The 16,455-nt window shown below is 75.3% G+C and carries 17 protein-coding genes; 7 read left to right on the forward strand and 10 right to left on the reverse strand.

Annotation, left to right across the window (positions count from 1 at the left end; genetic code table 11):
* Positions 1–354: 354 nt before the first annotated feature.
* Positions 355–1,815 (forward strand): DUF2252 domain-containing protein, encoded by a 1,461-nt coding sequence (locus tag OG286_RS05115; RefSeq protein WP_405362946.1) that lies wholly within the window; start codon positions 355–357, stop codon positions 1,813–1,815.
* A gap of 79 nt (positions 1,816–1,894) precedes the next feature.
* Here the strand turns inward: OG286_RS05115 and OG286_RS05120 are convergent, their stop codons facing one another.
* From OG286_RS05120 to OG286_RS05130, 3 genes are all read right to left on the reverse strand, one after another.
* Positions 1,895–2,593, reverse strand: coding sequence for an alpha/beta fold hydrolase (locus OG286_RS05120; RefSeq protein WP_396323394.1), 699 nt, complete (start codon positions 2,591–2,593; stop codon positions 1,895–1,897).
* A 79-nt stretch (positions 2,594–2,672) separates the two neighbouring features.
* Positions 2,673–4,223 carry an MFS transporter gene (locus OG286_RS05125; RefSeq protein ID WP_405364770.1) on the reverse strand — a complete coding sequence of 517 codons (1,551 nt, stop codon included), beginning with the start codon at positions 4,221–4,223 and terminating at the stop codon, positions 2,673–2,675.
* The gene (locus OG286_RS05130) at positions 4,220–4,783 is read right to left on the reverse strand and encodes a helix-turn-helix domain-containing protein (RefSeq protein WP_405364772.1); all 564 of its coding nucleotides are present in this window, start codon (positions 4,781–4,783) and stop codon (positions 4,220–4,222) included. The genes OG286_RS05125 and OG286_RS05130 overlap by 4 nt, the downstream gene beginning before the upstream one ends.
* A gap of 110 nt (positions 4,784–4,893) precedes the next feature.
* Here OG286_RS05130 and OG286_RS05135 point away from each other — a divergent pair, with 110 nt between their 5' ends.
* Positions 4,894–5,052 carry a hypothetical protein gene (locus tag OG286_RS05135; protein WP_396323391.1) on the forward strand — a complete coding sequence of 53 codons (159 nt, stop codon included), beginning with the start codon at positions 4,894–4,896 and terminating at the stop codon, positions 5,050–5,052.
* Between the two features lie 218 nt (positions 5,053–5,270).
* Positions 5,271–6,554 (forward strand): DUF5685 family protein, encoded by a 1,284-nt coding sequence (locus tag OG286_RS05140; protein WP_405364774.1) that lies wholly within the window; start codon positions 5,271–5,273, stop codon positions 6,552–6,554.
* Between the two features lie 144 nt (positions 6,555–6,698).
* Here the strand turns inward: OG286_RS05140 and OG286_RS05145 are convergent, their stop codons facing one another.
* The 5 genes from OG286_RS05145 to OG286_RS05165 all read right to left on the reverse strand — a co-directional run bounded on the left by OG286_RS05145 (position 6,699) and on the right by OG286_RS05165 (position 9,781).
* Positions 6,699–6,911 carry a hypothetical protein gene (locus OG286_RS05145; RefSeq protein WP_405362941.1) on the reverse strand — a complete coding sequence of 71 codons (213 nt, stop codon included), beginning with the start codon at positions 6,909–6,911 and terminating at the stop codon, positions 6,699–6,701.
* Positions 6,904–7,059 (reverse strand): hypothetical protein, encoded by a 156-nt coding sequence (locus OG286_RS05150; RefSeq protein ID WP_396323389.1) that lies wholly within the window; start codon positions 7,057–7,059, stop codon positions 6,904–6,906. Before OG286_RS05150 ends, OG286_RS05145 begins: the two co-directional genes overlap by 8 nt.
* 438 nt (positions 7,060–7,497) lie before the next feature.
* Positions 7,498–7,899 carry a pyridoxamine 5'-phosphate oxidase family protein gene (locus tag OG286_RS05155; RefSeq protein WP_396323388.1) on the reverse strand — a complete coding sequence of 134 codons (402 nt, stop codon included), beginning with the start codon at positions 7,897–7,899 and terminating at the stop codon, positions 7,498–7,500.
* Between the two features lie 158 nt (positions 7,900–8,057).
* Positions 8,058–8,699, reverse strand: coding sequence for an MBL fold metallo-hydrolase (locus tag OG286_RS05160; protein ID WP_396323387.1), 642 nt, complete (start codon positions 8,697–8,699; stop codon positions 8,058–8,060).
* Complete coding sequence (locus OG286_RS05165) at positions 8,696–9,781, reverse strand: S-(hydroxymethyl)mycothiol dehydrogenase (RefSeq protein ID WP_396323386.1); 1,086 nt, start codon at positions 9,779–9,781, stop codon at positions 8,696–8,698. Before OG286_RS05165 ends, OG286_RS05160 begins: the two co-directional genes overlap by 4 nt.
* A gap of 494 nt (positions 9,782–10,275) precedes the next feature.
* Here OG286_RS05165 and OG286_RS05170 point away from each other — a divergent pair, with 494 nt between their 5' ends.
* Entirely contained in the window at positions 10,276–11,526 is a 1,251-nt protein-coding gene (locus OG286_RS05170; protein WP_396323385.1) for a cytochrome P450, read from the forward strand.
* Positions 11,523–11,816: a ferredoxin gene (locus OG286_RS05175; RefSeq protein ID WP_405364776.1), complete on the forward strand. Its 294-nt coding sequence runs from the start codon at positions 11,523–11,525 to the stop codon at positions 11,814–11,816. The genes OG286_RS05170 and OG286_RS05175 overlap by 4 nt, the downstream gene beginning before the upstream one ends.
* Positions 11,817–11,990: 174 nt before the next feature.
* Here OG286_RS05175 and OG286_RS05180 read toward each other — a convergent pair whose 3' ends face one another.
* Positions 11,991–13,238: a phosphotransferase family protein gene (locus tag OG286_RS05180; protein WP_405364778.1), complete on the reverse strand. Its 1,248-nt coding sequence runs from the start codon at positions 13,236–13,238 to the stop codon at positions 11,991–11,993.
* 267 nt (positions 13,239–13,505) lie between these two features.
* Positions 13,506–14,390, reverse strand: coding sequence for a PhzF family phenazine biosynthesis protein (locus tag OG286_RS05185; protein ID WP_396323382.1), 885 nt, complete (start codon positions 14,388–14,390; stop codon positions 13,506–13,508).
* Positions 14,391–14,581: 191 nt separating this feature from the next.
* Here OG286_RS05185 and OG286_RS05190 point away from each other — a divergent pair, with 191 nt between their 5' ends.
* A complete protein-coding gene (locus tag OG286_RS05190) occupies positions 14,582–15,892 on the forward strand; it encodes an MBL fold metallo-hydrolase (RefSeq protein ID WP_405364780.1) in 1,311 nt (436 codons plus the stop codon).
* 6 nt (positions 15,893–15,898) lie between these two features.
* The gene (locus OG286_RS05195; protein ID WP_396323378.1) at positions 15,899–16,330 is read left to right on the forward strand and encodes a nuclear transport factor 2 family protein; all 432 of its coding nucleotides are present in this window, start codon (positions 15,899–15,901) and stop codon (positions 16,328–16,330) included.
* Positions 16,331–16,455 lie beyond the last annotated feature (125 nt).

Raw genomic sequence — 16,455 nt, forward strand, 5'->3', positions numbered from 1 at the left:
AGAGAGTCAGGGGCTGAGCACGGGCAGAGAGGAGGGCAGCGGCCGCCTCGACGAGTCGGCCCGATCCATCGATTCAGCAGTCACGGTGTCGAACATCCCGGTCGAACGGTGCTGAACGTCCTGGTCGGCGCCGCCGTCCCGCTCGCCCTGCCCGGGGCGGCCGCCCACCCTCCCCCGGAACCGCCGCCACCCGATCGGCGTCCCTCCCTCCCGACGGACCCCGCCCACAGGCCGTGCCGGCAGGCCGGTCCGAACGCCGGCCCCCTGGCCGGGTAGCCTGCTGCCCGGCCCGCCGAGGGGCCGGGTCCGCGCAGGTCGCGGGCGGGAACGACGGACAGACGGGGGCGGGGCGCAGTGACGCAGCTGACCGAAGCGGTGGAGGGGTCCGGCCTGCGGGCGGACGCGGTGGGGCACGGCCGGGGGCCGGGGCGGCGGTTCGCGGTGGACGGGTTCGCGCCACGCCACGACGGCCGCGCCCGCGAGCGCGGCAAGGCACTGCGCGAGCGCACCCCGCGCGAGCGGCACGCCGAGTTCGCGCTCGGCACCGACCGGCCGGGCGCCGTCGAGGCGATCGAGGCCTCCAACGCCGGCCGCCTCACCGACCTGGTGCCGATCCGGCTCGGCCGGATGGCGGCCACGCCGTTCGCCTTCCTGCGCGGCTCGGCCGGCCTGATGGCCGCCGACCTCGCCGCCACCCCGGCCACCGGGATCACCGCCCAGCTCTGCGGCGACGCGCACGCCGCCAACTTCGGCCTCTACGGCGACGCCCGCGGCCGGCTGGTCATGGACATCAACGACTTCGACGAGACCGTGCCCGGCCCGTGGGAGTGGGACCTCAAGCGGCTCGCCGCCAGCCTGGTGCTGGCCGGCCGTGAGATCGGCGCCGACGAGACGACCGCCCGCCGGGCCGCGTTCGACGCGGCGGGCTCCTACCGCCGGACCATGCGCACGCTGGCCAAGCTGCCCGCGCTGGACGCCTGGAACGCCGTCGCCGACGACCAGTTGGTCTCCTTCGCCCAGGCGCACGACCTGGCCGAGGCGCTGCAGAAGGTCGGTGCCAAGGCGCTCGGCAACACCAGCGCCAAGTTCGCCGCCAAGTCCACCGTCCGGACGGAGGACGGGGGCTGGCGGTTCACCGCCGCTCCCCCGGTCCTCAGCGAGGTGTCGGACTCGACCGCCGGCGCGGTCGCCGCCTCGCTCGGCCCCTACGTGCAGACCGTGCCCGCCGAGCTGCACCCACTGCTCTCCCGCCACCACGTGCAGGACGTGGCGTTCCGCGTGGTCGGCACCGGCAGCGTCGGCACCCGCTCCTACGTCGTCCTGCTCACCGACCACCGCGAACAGCCGCTGGTGCTCCAGGTGAAGGAGGCGCGCCCCTCGGTCCTGCTGCCCCACCTGGCCCGCGCGGGCTTCGCGGTGGCGGCGCCGGCTTCCGACGCGCACGAGGGCCGCCGGGTGGTGCTCGGCCAGAAGCGCATGCAGGTGGTCAGCGACACCCTGCTCGGCTGGACCACCGTGGACGGCCTGCCCTACCAGGTCCGGCAGTTCCGCAACCGCAAGGGCAGCGTGGACCCGGCGGCGCTGCTCCCCGGCCAGCTCGACGACTACGCCCGGATCACCGGCGCCCTGCTGGCCCGGGCCCACGCGCACACCGCCGACCCCGGCGTGATCACCGGCTACTGCGGCAAGAACGAGGCGCTGGACGAGGCGGTCTCCGCCTTCGCGGTGGCGTACGCCGACCGCACCGAGGCCGACCACGCCGACCTGCTCGCGGCCATAAGGGCGGGCCGGCTCCCGGCCGAGCACGGCATCTGACGGGTCGCCGCCCCAGGCCGAGCACGGCGTCCGACGGGTCGCCGCCCCAGGCCGAGCACGGCGTCCGAGGGCCGGCCCGTCACTCCCGGCCGGCGGGGTTCAGGAACGGCGCGACCGCCGCGACGAACTCCGCCGGCCGCAGGTGGTGCACCAGGTGCCCGGCCTCGATGGTGACCACCCGGCAGTCCGGGATCCGGTCGGCCATCTCGGCGATCCTGTCCTGCGGCACGTGGCTGGCCGGGCCGCCCGCCACCACCAGGGTCGGAGCCGTGATGGCCGCCATCCGCTCCAGCCAGACCGGTGCCGGGGTGTCGAGCTGCCCCTTGATCGCCCTGACCACCGCCCAGTCGAAGCTCACCGGCTCGGCGGGGGCATCGGCCGCCGGGGTCGCCGGGCGCGGGTAGGGCGCCGGGATGTCCTCCAGCACCAGCCGGCCGATCCGCCCGGGGTGCTCCTGCGCGAGCAGGTAAGCGACCACGCCGCCCATCGAGTGGCCGACCAGGTCGACCCGCTCCAGCCCGAGCGCGTCCAGGAAGCCGAGGACGTCGTCCCGCATCAGCTCGAAGCCGTACCGGCCGGGCCGGCCGCTGTCACCGTGGCCGCGCAGGTCGAGCGCGTAGACGTGGTGCTGCGGGGCGAGGCCCGGCAGGACGCCGTCCCAGTCGGTGGCCCGCTCGCCGAGCGCGTGCAGCAGGACGAGCGGCGGGCCGCCGGGAGTGCCGTGCTCGCGGTAGGCGAGGGCGACCTCGGGAAGCTCCACGATCCGGTGATCAGTCATGCCGCCCACCGTATGCCGTGGCCGCCGCACCCGGCCCGTCCGTTCGCCCACCGCTCAACGGTTCGCCGCTGCCCGCGACCTACTGCTGTGTCCGTGCCTCGGCCGGGCCGGGCACGGCCGGTCGAGCCTCCGCTCCCCGGGCGTCCTCCTGAACGGCCTCGTCCTGGCCCGCCGCTCCTGCGGCCGCCGCCTCGGCCTCCCGCGCCGCCGACGCCCGGCCCGCGCACACCGACGCCAGCACGGCCAGCCCGGCCAGCGCCGCGCACACCGCGCTCGCGTACGTGTACGCCGCCCGGTGCCCGCCGCCGCCCCCGGTCGCCCGCAGGTAGACGCCGGAGAGCGCCGAGATGCTGACCGCCGCCGCGATCCGCTGCGTCATCTGCAGAATCGCCCCGCTCACCCCGGCCGCCTCGGCGGGTGCGTGCCGCAGCACGTACGCCTGGTTGGTGGCCCCCATCACGCCCACGGCGGCGCCGCCGAGCAGTTGCAGCGCGGCGAGCAGCCAGGGCAGCGCACCCGCGGGCGCCCAGTGCACCACCAGGCCGCTGGTGAGCATGACCAGGGCCGAGAGGGTCATGCCCGCGGTGACGGTCCGCCGGCCGAACCGCTGCACCACCCGCCAGGCGAGCGCGGAGGCGACCCCCATGGACACCGCCGAGGGCAGCGAGACCAGCGCCGCACCCATCGGGGAGAGCCCGAGGCCGTCCTGCAGGAACATGGCCAGCACCAGCCCTGCCGCGAGCGAGGAGCCGAACTGGGCCATCGCCACCGCCGTCCCCAGCGCGTACGGCGCGGAGCGGGTCAGTGCCGGATGGATCAGCGGGTGGCCGCCGGCCCGGGCGTAGCGGCGCTGCCACCAGGCCAGCGCGCCGAGCAGCAGGCAGGCGCCGCCGGCGAAGCCGAGCCAGCCGGTCCAGGCGGGCGGCTGGACGAAGGGCAGCATCAGCGTCAGGGTCAGCGCGCCGACCAGCAGCAGTCCGACCAGGTCGAGGTCGGCGTGCCGGGCGCTCGGGCGCGGCCTCGGCAGGTGGCGGGCGGCCAGGGCGACGGTGGCCAGCCCGAACGGCACGTTGAGCAGGAAGGTCAGCCGCCAGCCGTGCTCGGGCCCGACGGCGGCCAGCACCGCACCGCCGACCGGCGGGCCGAGCGCGAACGCGAGCCCGCCGGTCACGGCGTACATGCCGAGCGCCCTGGCCCGCAGCTGCCCGCTGAAGACGTCCTGGATGGTGCCGATCATCTGCGAGTTGACCAGCCCGGCCCCCGCCCCCTGGAGCAGCCGGGCGGCCACCAGGACCCACGGCTCGGTGGCGGTCGCCGAGAGCAGGCTCACCATGGTGAACAGTGCCAGGCCGGTGACGAAGAACCACTTGCGGCCCCGGACGTCCCCGAGCCGCCCCCCGGGCACCAGCGCCAGCCCGAAGGCGAGCGAGTACCCGGCCACGATCCACTGCAGGTGGGCCGGCTGGGCGTGCAGGCTCTCGCGCAGGGCGGGGATCGAGGTGTTGAGCACGGACTGGTCGAGCAGGGTGGTGAACCCACCCGCGACACAGACCAGCAGCACCCGGCGCCCCGCGGCGTCGAACCGCTCCCGGGGCGCCGCGGCTATCGAACCGGCGGAGGACGGCTTCACGGGACGACCACCACCAGCACGTAGCGGGCCTCGCCCGGGCCCGGACACCGGAACCGGGTGGTCTCGGCGACGAAGCGCAGGCAGTCACCGGCCGCGAGCAGCTGCGGCTCGCCGTCGACCGTCAGCTCCAACCCGCCCTCCAGCAACCAGAGATGGTGCTCCAGCCCGGGGACGGACGGACGGTCGTACGCGATGTCGACCCCCGCCGGCAGCCGGCCCTCGACGACCTCCGCCCGCAGCGACCCGTGCGGCGGCGACACCGACCGCCGGACGAACCCGGTCGCCTCGTCCCGCCACACGGCCTGCTCCCCGGCCCGCACCAACCGCGCCGGCGCCGACTCGACCTCGGCCAGCAGCCGCGACATCGTCCGCCCGTACACCGAGCAGAGCCGCCCCAGCAACGCCGCCGTCGGGCTCACCTCCGCCCGCTCCACCCGTGACAGCGTCGACCGGCTCACATCCGCCCGCCGCGCCAACTCCTCCAAGGTCCACCCGCGTTCGAGCCGCAGCTCGGAGAGGCGGGCTGCCAGCCGCTCGTCGGCGGCCGTGTCGATTCCCATATTCGCGATGCTATCCCGGATGTGAGATCGACTGCAGGGGTCCTGGCCGGAGCTCGTAGACGACCCGTCATCGGTGATCACTTCCATCAAGGTCGGCTATTTTCGTGATTGTGCTCGAACTGGATGATCCGGACCGGCGCCTGATCCACGCCCTGCAGGCCCTGCACCACTACCTGACGCGGCGGGTGGCATGGGATGCGGTGACGCGGATCGCGACGGCGCCCGTGCTGCGCACCTACAAGGCGGCGACGACGCTGCGCGCGGGCTGAGCCCGCACACGGGTGGCCGGGCCGCCGTAGCGCCAGGCCACCAGGCCTCAGGCCGCCGCCGGGCCTCACGCCGCCGAGTGCGTCGTCGTCCCTCGCACCCCCTCGCACCCTCTTGGGCCCCCTCGGGGCTCCTCGGGACTCCTCGGACCCCCGGCCAGCTGGTCATATGATGTCCGCGACCAGGGGCCGGCCAAGGCCCAGGCAGTCAAGGGGGGATCATGTTCGGCATCATCAGGCCGTGTCGCCACCGGCTCTCGGAGCGGTTGCAGAGCTCGTGGATGGCACACCTGTGCGGGCTCTGCCTCGCCCTTCGGGACGACCACGGACAGCTGGCGCGGACCGCGACCAACTACGACGGTCTGATCATCTCGGTGCTGGTCGAGGCCCAGAGCGCGAAGGACGACGCCTCCTGGCGCCGCACCGCCGGGCCGTGCCCGCTCCGGGGGATGCGGACGGCGTCGGTCGCCAAGGGCGAGGGCGCGCGGCTGGCGGCGGCGGTCTCGCTGGCACTCGCCTCGGTGAAGATCCGTGACCATGTCGAGGACGGGGACGGCCTGTTCGCCCGCCGGCCGGTCGCGGCCGGGGCGCGCGCCGTGACCAGGCACTGGGACCGGAAGAGCGCGGGCAGCGCCTCGGTGGTCGGCTTCGACACCGCCGTGCTCCTCGACGCCGCCGCCCGCCAGGGCGAGTTGGAGCGCGGGCTGGGGCCGGGCGGGTCCGTCCTGCTGGTCACCGAGCCCACCGAGAGCGCCACCTCCGCCGCCTTCGCGCACACCGCCGTGCTGGCCGGGCGGCCCGCCAACGCCGCGCCGCTGGCCGAGGCGGGGCGGCTGTTCGGCCGGCTCGCCCACCTGCTGGACGCCGCCGAGGACCAGGCCGCGGACACCGCGACCGGCGCTTGGAACCCGCTCACCGCGACCGGCACCGACCGGGCCGAGGCCGAGCGCCTCTGCCGCGACGCCGTCCACGGCATCCGACTCGCGCTGCACGAGGTGGAGCTGACCGACCGGGCGCTCGTGCACGTCCTGCTGGCGCACGAGACCGAGCGCGCCGTCGAGCGGGTCTTCGGCCCGGCCTCGCACGCCGCCGCCTGCAAGACCCGGACGGCGCCCGCAGCGGCGCCGGACGCCTCCAACCCCTACCGAACACCGCCCGGGTACGACCCCAACCAGGCGCCGCCGACCGGTCCGGGCGCGCCCGTCCCGCCGTGGGTGCCCCAGGGGCCGGGCTTCGACCCGCCCGGCGCCCGGCCGCCGCACCGCCGCAACCTGCTCGCGGGCTGCGCGGTCTGGGCGCTGATGGCCTGCACGTGCCAGCTGATGTGCTGCGACCACAACGACCCGTTCTCTCGCGAGCACCGCCAGGGCTGGTGCGTCCGGAACGACTGCGACTGCAACTGCGGGGACTGCAGCGGCTGCGGGGACTGCTGCCAGTGCTGTGGCGACGGCGGCTGCTGTGACGGCTGCGGGTGCGACGGCTGTGACTGCGGCTGCGACTGCTGAGCGCTCTCCGCACGCCTTTCCCGGGAGAGCTCCCCGAGTTCGGAGGGAAACTGACGCGACCGCAGACGGAGCCGGGCTCGTCCTAGCGGCGAGCCCGCCCGCGCGGCGGGTCCTGAGCCCACTGCCGGACCACCCGTCGGCGGCCTACCCGGAGGCGGCCTGCCTGAAGTAGCCCACGTATCCGTCCGGTTCGGCCCGCTCCGGCCCCCGGCCGGGCGCGCCGTCACCGGCCCACGCCGGCGAGACCGGGGGACGCGCCGGCAGCAGCCCCGGCCCCGGCGCCGGGCCGCGCTCCCACAGTGGCAGCACCTCGACCCTCCGCAGACCGCCGGCTCTCGCCGGGTCGGCCTCAGGCATCGGAGCCCGTCTCCGCCGCCCGCCGGTCGGCCATCAGCGAGCTCTCCAGGCGGGCCAGCAACACCCGGAACCTTTCCGTGTCCTGCTCCGTCATCCGCCCCTCGGACAGCATCCGCACGCTCTGTACCTCGGTCGTTCCCTCGTTCATGTGCCCGACGTTAGGCGCCGACGATCAACACCCGATAAACAAGGCAGCCGCTGACCGACCGCACCACCGGGGCCGGGTGGAATGCACCGGTCCCACGGCGGGGCGCGGGTCCCATCGGGCCATGGCGGCCCGCTGGTCAAATCGTCACAGATCACCTACGGCGGGTCATTCGCTGCGAAACTCCGTGACAGTCGATCCGTTGACGGAGTAGCCCCGGCCTCGCCCACCTGCTGACCGCCCCCGCCCTGGGAAAGGGCGACTGGGCGGCCCACTCCTCCGACGACACCGGGGAGCTCGTCAAGGACGGCGACTGACGGACAGCGAGCGCCTGACGGCGGCTGGGCTGGCGGCGGCTGGGCTGGCGGCGGCTGGGCTGGCGGCGGCTGGGCTGGCGGCGGCTGGGCTGGCGGCTGGCGACCCCGTCGGGGCCGGTCCGGCCTACGCCCGGCCGAGTACCCGGTCGACGGTGATCTCGATGACCACCCGGTCCGGGTTCACGCGCGGCTCGCGGTACCGCTCGGTGTACCGCCGGACGGCCTCGGCCACCGCCTCCGGCTCGTCCCGCACCACGGCGACGCCCTCCAGCGTCGACCAGCGCGCCCGGTCCACCTGGCAGACCGCCACCCGCATACCCGCCGGGCCGGCCGCGAGGACGTTGCGCACCTTGCGGCTGGTCCGGCCGCTGATCACCCGCGCGGTCCCGGTCTCCGGCTGGTACGTCACACCGACCGGCACCACGTGCGGCGAGCCGTCCGGCCGCTGCGTGGTCAGCGTGGAGATGTGCCGCTCCTGCCAGAAGGCGAGGAAGGCTTCGTCGAGTTCGCGCGGATCATGGGCCATGCCCGCGATCGTACGACGCCCGGCCCGGTGCCGAGGCGCCGGGCCGGGGGCTGGTCAGGGTCGGGTCAGGCCAGGCCGGGGCCTGACCCGACCGGGCCCAGGCAGGGCCGGGCCTGACCGGGCCCCGGTCGGACCGGGCGTCCGACGGCACCGTTCCGTCAGTGGCCGCGCGCGATCCACTCCGGCAGCGCGGGGGCCTCGGCGCCGATGGTGGTGGGGTCGCCGTGGCCGGTGCGGACCACCGTCTCCGGCGGGAGCGAGAGCAGCCGGTCCCGGATCGAGTCGATGATCGTCGGGAAGTGCGAGAACGACCGGCCGGTGGCGCCGGGGCCACCCTGGAAGAGGGTGTCCCCGGTGAAGACCGTCCCCAGCTCGGGCGCGTGGAGGCAGACCGCGCCCGGTGCGTGGCCGGGGGTGTGCAGCACGGTCAGCGCGGTGCCCGCCACCTCGATCCGCTGCCCGTCGGCGAGTTCGCCGTCCGGCAGCCGGTCGGGGTGGGTGAGCTTCCAGAGCGGAAGGTCGTCCGGGTGCAGCAGGATCGGCGCGCCGGTCCGGGCGGCGAGCGCCGGGGCCGCGTCGATGTGGTCGTTGTGCGCGTGGGTGGAGACGATCGCCACCAGCCGGCGCCCGCCGAGCGCGGCCTCGATGGCCTCGGCGTCGTGGGCCGCGTCGATCACCACGGCCTCGGCGTCGTCGCCGACGATCCAGACGTTGTTCTCCACCTCCCAGCTGCCGCCGTCGAGGTCGAAGGTGCCGGCGGTCACCAGCCGGTCGATCCGTGCCGTGGTCCCCCCGCTCACAGGACCACCACCGAGCGGAGCACGTCGCCCTCGTGCATGCGGGTGAACGCCTGCTCCACGGCGTCGAGTCCGATGGTCTCGGTGACGAAGGCGCCGAGGTCCAGGCGGCCCTGGAGGTAGAGGTCGATCAGCATCGGGAAGTCCCGCGAGGGCAGGCAGTCGCCGTACCAGGAGGACTTCAGCGCGCCGCCGCGGCCGAACACGTCGAGCAGCGGCAGCTCCAGCCTCATCTCCGGGGTCGGCACGCCGACCAGGACGACGGTGCCGGCCAGATCGCGGGCGTAGAACGCCTGCTGGTACGTCTCCGGACGGCCGACCGCCTCCACGACCACGTCCGCGCCGTGGCCGCCGGTCAGTTCCCGGATCGCCTCGACCGGGTCGGTGGTACGGGAGTTGACGGTGTGGGTGGCGCCGAGCTTCTCCGCGGTGGCGAGCTTGCGGTCGTCGATGTCCACCGCGATGATCTTCGCCGCGCCGGCCAGCCGCGAGCCGAGGACGGCCGCCCCGCCGACGCCGCCGCAGCCGATCACCGCGACCGAGTCGCCACGGCCGACGTTGCCGGTGTTGATCGCGGCACCGATGCCCGCCATCACCCCGCAGCCCAGCAGGCCCGCGACGGCCGGCTCGGCCGCCGGGTCGACCTTGGTGCACTGGCCGGCCGCGACCAGCGTCTTCTCCGCGAACGCGCCGATGCCCAGGGCCGGCGACAGCTCGGTGCCGTCCAGCAGGGTCATCTTCTGCGTGGCGTTGTGGGTGTTAAAACAGTACTGCGGACGCCCGCGCTTGCAGGCGCGGCACTGGCCGCAGACCGCACGCCAGTTGAGGATCACGAAGTCACCGGGCCCGACCTCCGTCACCCCGGCGCCGACCGACTCCACGATGCCCGCCGCCTCGTGGCCCAGAAGGAACGGGAACTCGTCGTTGATACCGCCCTCGCGGTAGTGGAGGTCGGTGTGGCAGACGCCGCAGGCCTGGATCCGGACCACCGCCTCGCCCGGCCCCGGGTCGGGTACGACGATCGTCGTGACCTCCACGGGCGCGCCCTTGGCACGCGCGATGACTGCCTTGACCTGCTGGGCCATCCGATTCCACCTCCGTCGGCCGATGCGGCTCTGCACCGGCGTGACCTGCTCAAACGACTTGCCCACGAAGCGTATCGTCCGCGCCGGTCCGTGCCCGGCGAACGGCCCCGGTGATCCGGCTCACCCGGGGCGGCCCACGTGCCCCCCGAGCCGCGAGCCGCCCACCTCTGCCGAAGCCGCCCGGCCCTGACGGAGCCACCGGCCCCGACGGCCGGCCAGGGGCGCGCGGCCTTTGCCGAGCGCCCGTCATCACCCCGTCAGCCACCCGGCGTTGGCTGGAATCGTTGCTGACTGTGCCGCGCCGCCCACGTACGGTCGTACCGAACCCGACCCGTCCGACCCACCCGTCCCGCCGGCTCCACCTCTGCCCCTGCCCCTGTACACGCCCTACAAGCCCCCGCCCGACCGCACCTCCCCGTCCCCGCGCACCTCCCCGGATCCGCCCCCCGCCGGGCCGCCTCGCGCCGCCCACCGCCCTGGAGTCTGGAGTACGGATGTCCGCCGAGAACAGTGCCACCCGCGCCGGCACCGGCAGTGCCCGAGCCGCCGTCGCAACCGCCACCGCCGAGCCCCCGCTCCCCCCGCTGCACTGTGTGCGCCGCCTGGCCCCGGGCCCGCCCCGGCTCGGCACGCTCCCCACCGGCACCCCGGTCTGGCTGGTCAGCCGCCACGCCGACGTCCGGCAGGTGCTCACCGATCCGCGGCTGGGCCGCGCCCCGCTGCTCGCCCCCGACGCACCCCCGGTCTCGCTGGTCCCGAACCTCCTGGACGACCCGCAGGGCCTGCTCAGCCTCGACGGCGCCGAACACCAGCGGCTGCGCCGCACCGTGCAGCGGGCGTTCACCCCGCGCGCGATCGCCCGCTGGCGGCCGTGGGTGGCCTCGGTGGTCGAGGGCCTGCTCGACGATCTGATCGACCAGGGCTCGCCCACCGACATCGTCGCCGCCTACACCCGCCCGCTGCCGACGGCCGTCATCAGCCGGCTGATGGGGTTGGACGGCGTGGACGGCAAGCGCCTCGAACACTGGAGCGACCACGCGCTCGCCACCACCGCGTACTCCGCCGAGGCGATCCGAACGGCGCTGGCGGAGTTCGCCGGCTTCAGCGTCGAGCTGATCGCCGAACGCCGCGCCGCCCCGGGCGAGGACCTGGTCAGCAGCCTGCTGGCGGCGGCCGGGGAGAGCGACGGCATCACCGAACCGCAGCTCGTCTCGCTGGTGATCGGCCTGGTGGTGGCCGGGCACGAGACCACCATGACCGCGCTCGGCAACGCCCTGGTCTACCTGCTCGGCGACGGCCGCGAGGCCTGGCAGCGGCTCGCCTCCGACGAACAGAGCGCGGCGGCCGCGACCGAACAACTGCTGCGCGCCATCCCGCTCGTGGACACCGCGCACCTCCCCGGACTCCTGCGGCGCAGCATCGAGGACGTCGAGATCGGCGGTGTGGTGATCCCGGCCGGCAGCGTGGTCGCCGCCGACACCCGCACGGCCAACCAGGACCCGGAGATCTACACCGGTGACCTGCTGACCGAGCTGTTCTCCCCGCTGGCCGCGCCGATGCTGACCTTCGGCGCCGGACCGCACCACTGCCTGGGCGCCTGGCTGGCCCGGATGGAACTGGAGCTGGCCCTGCACCGCCTGGCCCGCCGGCTGCCGGCGCTGCGGCTCACCACACCGACGGACGCCATCGACTGGCGGCGCGGCCTGGTGACCCGTAGTCCGCACACCCTCCAGGTCGCCTGGTGACGGCCGACCCGGCGCGGCCCGCTGGACCCGCGCTCAACGAGCCGGTGGTGGTCCGGGTCGACCACGGGCGCTGCGTCGGCTCGGGCATGTGCGCGCTCGCCGTGCCCGGGTCGCTGGTGCTCGGCGCCGACGGACTGGCCCACCCGGTGCGCACCCCGCGGCCGGCCGGCGCGGACCCCGTCGGGGAGCCGTTGACGGCGAAGCTGGCCGAGGCGGTCGACTTCTGCCCGGTCGAGGCGCTCGCCCTGTACTCCGCCCGCGACGGCCGCCGGATCACGCCCACCGGGTGAGGCCCCCGCCGATGCGATCCGGATGAGGGCCGCCCCCGACCCGAGCCGGATGACTCCCGCCTCCGGGCGCCCGGATGAGACCCGCGTCGACGCCGCTCCGCACGCCGGGGCGGCGCCGGCGGCCGGGGCGGTGTGTCGCGCGGCGGCGCACACCCCGCCCCTGCCGGCGGGCCGTCAGACCCGGTCCGCGCAGGCCAGCGCCGCCCGAAGCTCGCTCACCGGATCGCCCTCGTGGTACGGCCGCTCGCTGGCCTCGATGTGGTCCAGGAACTCCTGGTACCGCACCGCGTACGCGAGGTGGTAGAGCGGCTCGACCAGCTCCAGCGCACGTTCCGGCGACGACCCGGGGACGTGCTCCCGCCACGCCCGCGCCCACACCTCGGCGGCCTGAGCCCACCGCTCGTCGTCGACGTACTGGCGCGGGCGCAGCCCGTCCAGGGCCGGGTGGCCGAGGCAGGAGTCGGCGTAGTCGACGACCACCGACCGGGTGCCGTCGGAGCGCCAGTTGCCGGGGTGGAAGTCGCCGTGCACCAGGGTCTCGGGCAGCCCGCATGCGGCCAGTTGCGCCACCAGCGCGGGCAGCCGCGCGGCGAGCGCCCGGGCCGCGTCGAGTTCACCGGCGGTCAGCTCGGGGCCGGGATCGGCCGCGAGCCGGTCGAGCACGTCGTTCACCTGGAGGACCAGCGTGGGCAGGGTGCGGTCGCGCAGGCCGGCCGCGGCGGCGCGGCCGTCGGCGGCCAGCGCCGCCTGGGCGGCGACCAGCCGGGGTACCACGTCGGCGACCTCCTCGGCGGACGGCCCCCAGCAGTCCTCCCCGGGCACGTGGTCGAGCAGCAGACGCCCGCGCTCGGGGTCGGAGCCGAGCACCGGCGGCACCAGCGTGGGGTCGACGGAGCCGAACAGCGCGATCACGTCGCCCTCACGGGCGTTGAACGTCGGGTTGGTCGCCTTCAGCCAGGCGTCGCCGCCGGTGGCGGTGCGGTAGCGGAACAGCCCGGAGAGGTTCCACGTCCGGATCTGCTCGGCCCGGCCGGTCGCGGGGCGGCCGGCCCGGTCGAGGGCCTGCTCGGCCCAGTCGAACGACTCCCGCAGCCCGGCGGGCGTGGCCCAGCCGGCCCGCCGCTCGGCCGGGCCGAGCAGAGCGGCGGTGTCCGGGCCCGCCTGACGCGGCACCAGCCCGGCGGGCCGCTCCAGCGCCTCGACGTGGTAGACCACATGCCCGCCGTGGCCGCCGCCGCCCTCCGCCACCTCGGCGAGCCGGAGCACCACCACCGGCACCCCCAGCTCCTCCGACAGCCGCTCGACCACCGGCGCGGCGGCCGACCACCACCCCTCGCTCACCTCGTACGGGCCCTGCGGCCCGAAGTAGTCTTCCCCGTAGGTGAGGTGGGCGGTGACGGACCGGCTGCTCGCTCGCTTCATCCGGGCAGACTCCCCTATCCGCCCCGCCCGCGCGACCGTTTTTCCACGTACCGCACCCCGCAGCGTCCCGCTGACCGGACGCCCTGGGAGGTGACCCGACGGCAGCCCCACCGGTCCGGCTGATCCGTCCTCGTCGTCCCCCTTCCGAGCGAGGGGTCTCTTCCTCCCGCTGCCCTGCGCCCCTGCGGACGGACGCGGCCGCCGGGGCCGCGCAAGCCCGGCCGGCGCCCGCGGGACCGCCGCGGGTGCCGGCCGGCCATGGTCCGGCTACGGGATCGGCACCGCCGTGCCCGAGACCCGGATCCGGGCGTCGCCCTCACGGAGTTCGACCTTCAGCACGCCCGGCCGGCCGAGGTCCTCGCCCTGGTGGAGGGTCAGGGTGGCCGGGGCGGTGACCGCGCCCCGCTCGCGCAGGTAGGCGCCGAAGGCGGCAGCGGCCGCGCCGGTGGCCGGGTCCTCCACGACTCCGCCGACCGGGAACGGGTCGCGGACGTGGAAGACGTGCTCGCTCTCCCGCCAGACCAGCTGGACGGTGGTGAGGTCCCGGGCCGTCATGTAGGAGGCCAGGCCGTCGAAGTCGTACTCCAGGCGGGCCAGCCGGTCGCGGGTGGCGGCGGCCAGCACCAGGTGGCGGGCGCCGCCGTAGCCGATCCGGGGCGGCAGTGCGGCGTCCAGCTCGTCGGCCGACCAGCCGAGCAGCGCGAGCGCCTCGGCGACGTCCGCCTCGCCCACCTCTTCGACGTGCGGCTCCACGCTGGTGAGGGTGGCGCGCAGGACACCGTCCGCGCCCTTGTCGACCTCGATCGGCACCTCGCCGGCCTGGGTCGCGAAGACGTACCGGCCGGGACCGGTCCGCTCGGCGAGCGCGACGGCCGAGGCGACGGTGGCGTGGCCGCAGAACGGCACCTCGGCCAGCGGGCTGAAGTACCGCACGGTGTAGGCGCTTTCGGCGCCACCCGAGGTGTCGGGTATCAGGAACGCCGTCTCGGAGTAGCCGACCTCGGCGGCGACGGCGAGCATCTGCTCGGCGGAGAGGCCGGAGGCGTCGAGCACCACGCCGGCCGGGTTCCCCCCGGCCGGGTCGCTGGAGAAGGCGGCATAGCGCAGGATGTCGGCGTCGGGGGTGGCCACGGCCACGGCGTCACTGGTCATGATCGCTCGAACACCATCCCTCGGCCCGCTGTTCCCGCCCGCCCGCACCGGATGGTGGTGCGCACCGATGACGTGCCCCCGCAGGCGCCCCGGCTCCCCTGCCGCACCGGGCCGCCGAGGCCCCGCGCCGCCGGCGCCCAGCTCCCCAGCTCCACCCTCGACCACGCAGTACCGGTGCGATGATCTTCCCCATGGCCGTCACCGCGTACCAGGAGCTGCTCCGCGACCGTTTCCTCGCCGCGCCCGTCGTCGCACCGCCGCCGCCGTGGCAGCCGGTCGGGCGAGGCCTGATCCCGGTCGGCGGGCTGCTCGGCATCGGTTTCGCGACCGCCCCGGCCACCGGCCACGACCTGGTGCTGACGGTGTCCGGCAGTGGTCACGGCCTCTTCGATGCGGTGACCGGCGAGAAGCTCGAACGGGAGTACGACCCGGGCGAGGAGCCGGACGGCCCGCAGCCCGCCGGCACCACCCGCCGCCCCCGCCCGACATGCGGCCGGTCCGCCGGTCGCCGATGCTGGGGCCTGTCTGACATCTCCCAGGCGGCGCACGCGCCCGGTGTCACGGAGCCCGTGCCGGCGCGCGGACCGACGGCCGGGACGGCCCGAGGAAGGACCACCCCGTATGAGCGAGCAGAGCGAGCGAGTCATCGACGGGCGCGCACGGGCGCATGCCCGAGCCGAGGGAAGCGGGGTGGGGGCATGAGCGCGCTGGACTTCGAGGTCATCGACAGCCCCGACAGCTCGCTCAACAAGACGTCCGTCCTGGTGACCGGCCCCGACGACGCACTGCTGGTGGACGCCGGGTTCACCCGCTCCGACGGACGCCGGCTGGTCGAGCGGATCCGGGCCTGCGGCAAGCGGCTGACCACGGTTTTCGTCAGCCACGGCGACCCGGACTTCTACTTCGGCGCGCAGGAGGTGCAGGACGCCTTCCCGCAGGCGCGGTTCCTGGCCACGGCGACCACCGTCGAGCACATCCAGGAGTCCTACGAGGGCAAGCTGAAGGCCTGGGCGCACCTCGGCCCCGAGCTGCCGACCCGGCTGGTACGGCCCGAGGTGCTGCACAGCGACGAACTCGTCTTCGAGGGCCACCGGTTCGAGCTGCGCGGCGCCGACTTCCACCTGCCGGACCGGCACTACCTCTGGCAGCACCACCACCGCACGATCCTCGGCGGCGTGCTGCTCTTCGAGGGCCTGCACGTCTGGACCGCCGACACCCCGACGCCCGAACAGCGGGCCGCCTGGATCGACCTGCTGGACGGCATGCAGGCGCTGCAGCCCGGGTTCGTGGTGGCCGGCCACCGGAGGGCCGGCGCACCCACCATCACCACCGCGATCGACCACACCCGCGCCTACCTGCGGGCGTTCGAGACCGAGATCGGCCGGGCCACCGACGCGGCCGCCGCCAAGGAGGCGCTGGAGCGGCGGTTCCCGGACCTCGGGATGAAGCTGGCGGTCGACCTCGGGACGAAGGTCGCCAAGGGCGAGATGGCCTGGGGCTGAGCCGAGATGATCGAGATCCCGAGGTCCGCCGCCTCCTTCGCCGAGTCCGACGCCCCCGCCGACGTGGTCCGCCGCCAGTACCTGGCGTCGGCGCGCGGCGACCTGGGCGCGCTGCGCGCCACGCTCGCCGACGACGTCGAGTGGACGGAGATGGCCGGATTCCCGCTGGCCGGCACGTACCGCACCCCGAAGGGCGTCACCAGCGGCGTGATGGAGCGGCTGGCCGCCGAGTGGGACGGCTGGACGGCCCACGACGACAGCTACGTGGTGGACGGCGAGAACGTGGTGGTGCTGGCCCGCTACACCGCCGTGCACCGGACCACCCACCGCCCGCTGGCGGTCCGGGTGGCGCACCACTTCACCGTGCGCGGGGGCCGGATCGTGCGCTTCGAGCAGTTCGTCGACACCGCCCTGGTCCGGGACGCCATGACTCCCTAGCAGGCGGCCGCCCCGTACCCCTCGCCCGGTTCACCCGTTCGGGGGAGCCTGTCGCGGCGCGCCTGGCGTGGCCTCGACAGGTCCCCCGAACGGCGGCAGGCTGTCCGTGATTCCGGCCGGAGAGC

Source organism: Kitasatospora sp. NBC_00039, from assembly GCF_045160625.1.
Taxonomy (GTDB): Bacteria; Actinomycetota; Actinomycetes; order Streptomycetales; family Streptomycetaceae; genus Kitasatospora.

Excerpts from the sequence above, each read along its gene's own strand:
- OG286_RS05190 (WP_405364780.1), top strand. The coding sequence starts at position 14,582 with ATGGCCGTCACCGCGTACCAGGAGCTGCTCCGCGACCGTTTCCTCGCC.
- OG286_RS05165 (WP_396323386.1), bottom strand. The coding sequence starts at position 9,781 with ATGGCCCAGCAGGTCAAGGCAGTCATCGCGCGTGCCAAGGGCGCGCCC.
- OG286_RS05140 (WP_405364774.1), top strand. The coding sequence starts at position 5,271 with ATGTTCGGCATCATCAGGCCGTGTCGCCACCGGCTCTCGGAGCGGTTG.
- OG286_RS05195 (WP_396323378.1), top strand. The coding sequence starts at position 15,899 with ATGATCGAGATCCCGAGGTCCGCCGCCTCCTTCGCCGAGTCCGACGCC.
- OG286_RS05145 (WP_405362941.1), bottom strand. The coding sequence starts at position 6,911 with ATGCCTGAGGCCGACCCGGCGAGAGCCGGCGGTCTGCGGAGGGTCGAG.
- OG286_RS05155 (WP_396323388.1), bottom strand. The coding sequence starts at position 7,899 with ATGGCCCATGATCCGCGCGAACTCGACGAAGCCTTCCTCGCCTTCTGG.
- OG286_RS05170 (WP_396323385.1), top strand. The coding sequence starts at position 10,276 with ATGTCCGCCGAGAACAGTGCCACCCGCGCCGGCACCGGCAGTGCCCGA.
- OG286_RS05180 (WP_405364778.1), bottom strand. The coding sequence starts at position 13,238 with ATGAAGCGAGCGAGCAGCCGGTCCGTCACCGCCCACCTCACCTACGGG.
- OG286_RS05185 (WP_396323382.1), bottom strand. The coding sequence starts at position 14,390 with ATGACCAGTGACGCCGTGGCCGTGGCCACCCCCGACGCCGACATCCTG.
- OG286_RS05150 (WP_396323389.1), bottom strand. The coding sequence starts at position 7,059 with ATGAACGAGGGAACGACCGAGGTACAGAGCGTGCGGATGCTGTCCGAG.
- OG286_RS05120 (WP_396323394.1), bottom strand. The coding sequence starts at position 2,593 with ATGACTGATCACCGGATCGTGGAGCTTCCCGAGGTCGCCCTCGCCTAC.
- OG286_RS05130 (WP_405364772.1), bottom strand. The coding sequence starts at position 4,783 with ATGGGAATCGACACGGCCGCCGACGAGCGGCTGGCAGCCCGCCTCTCC.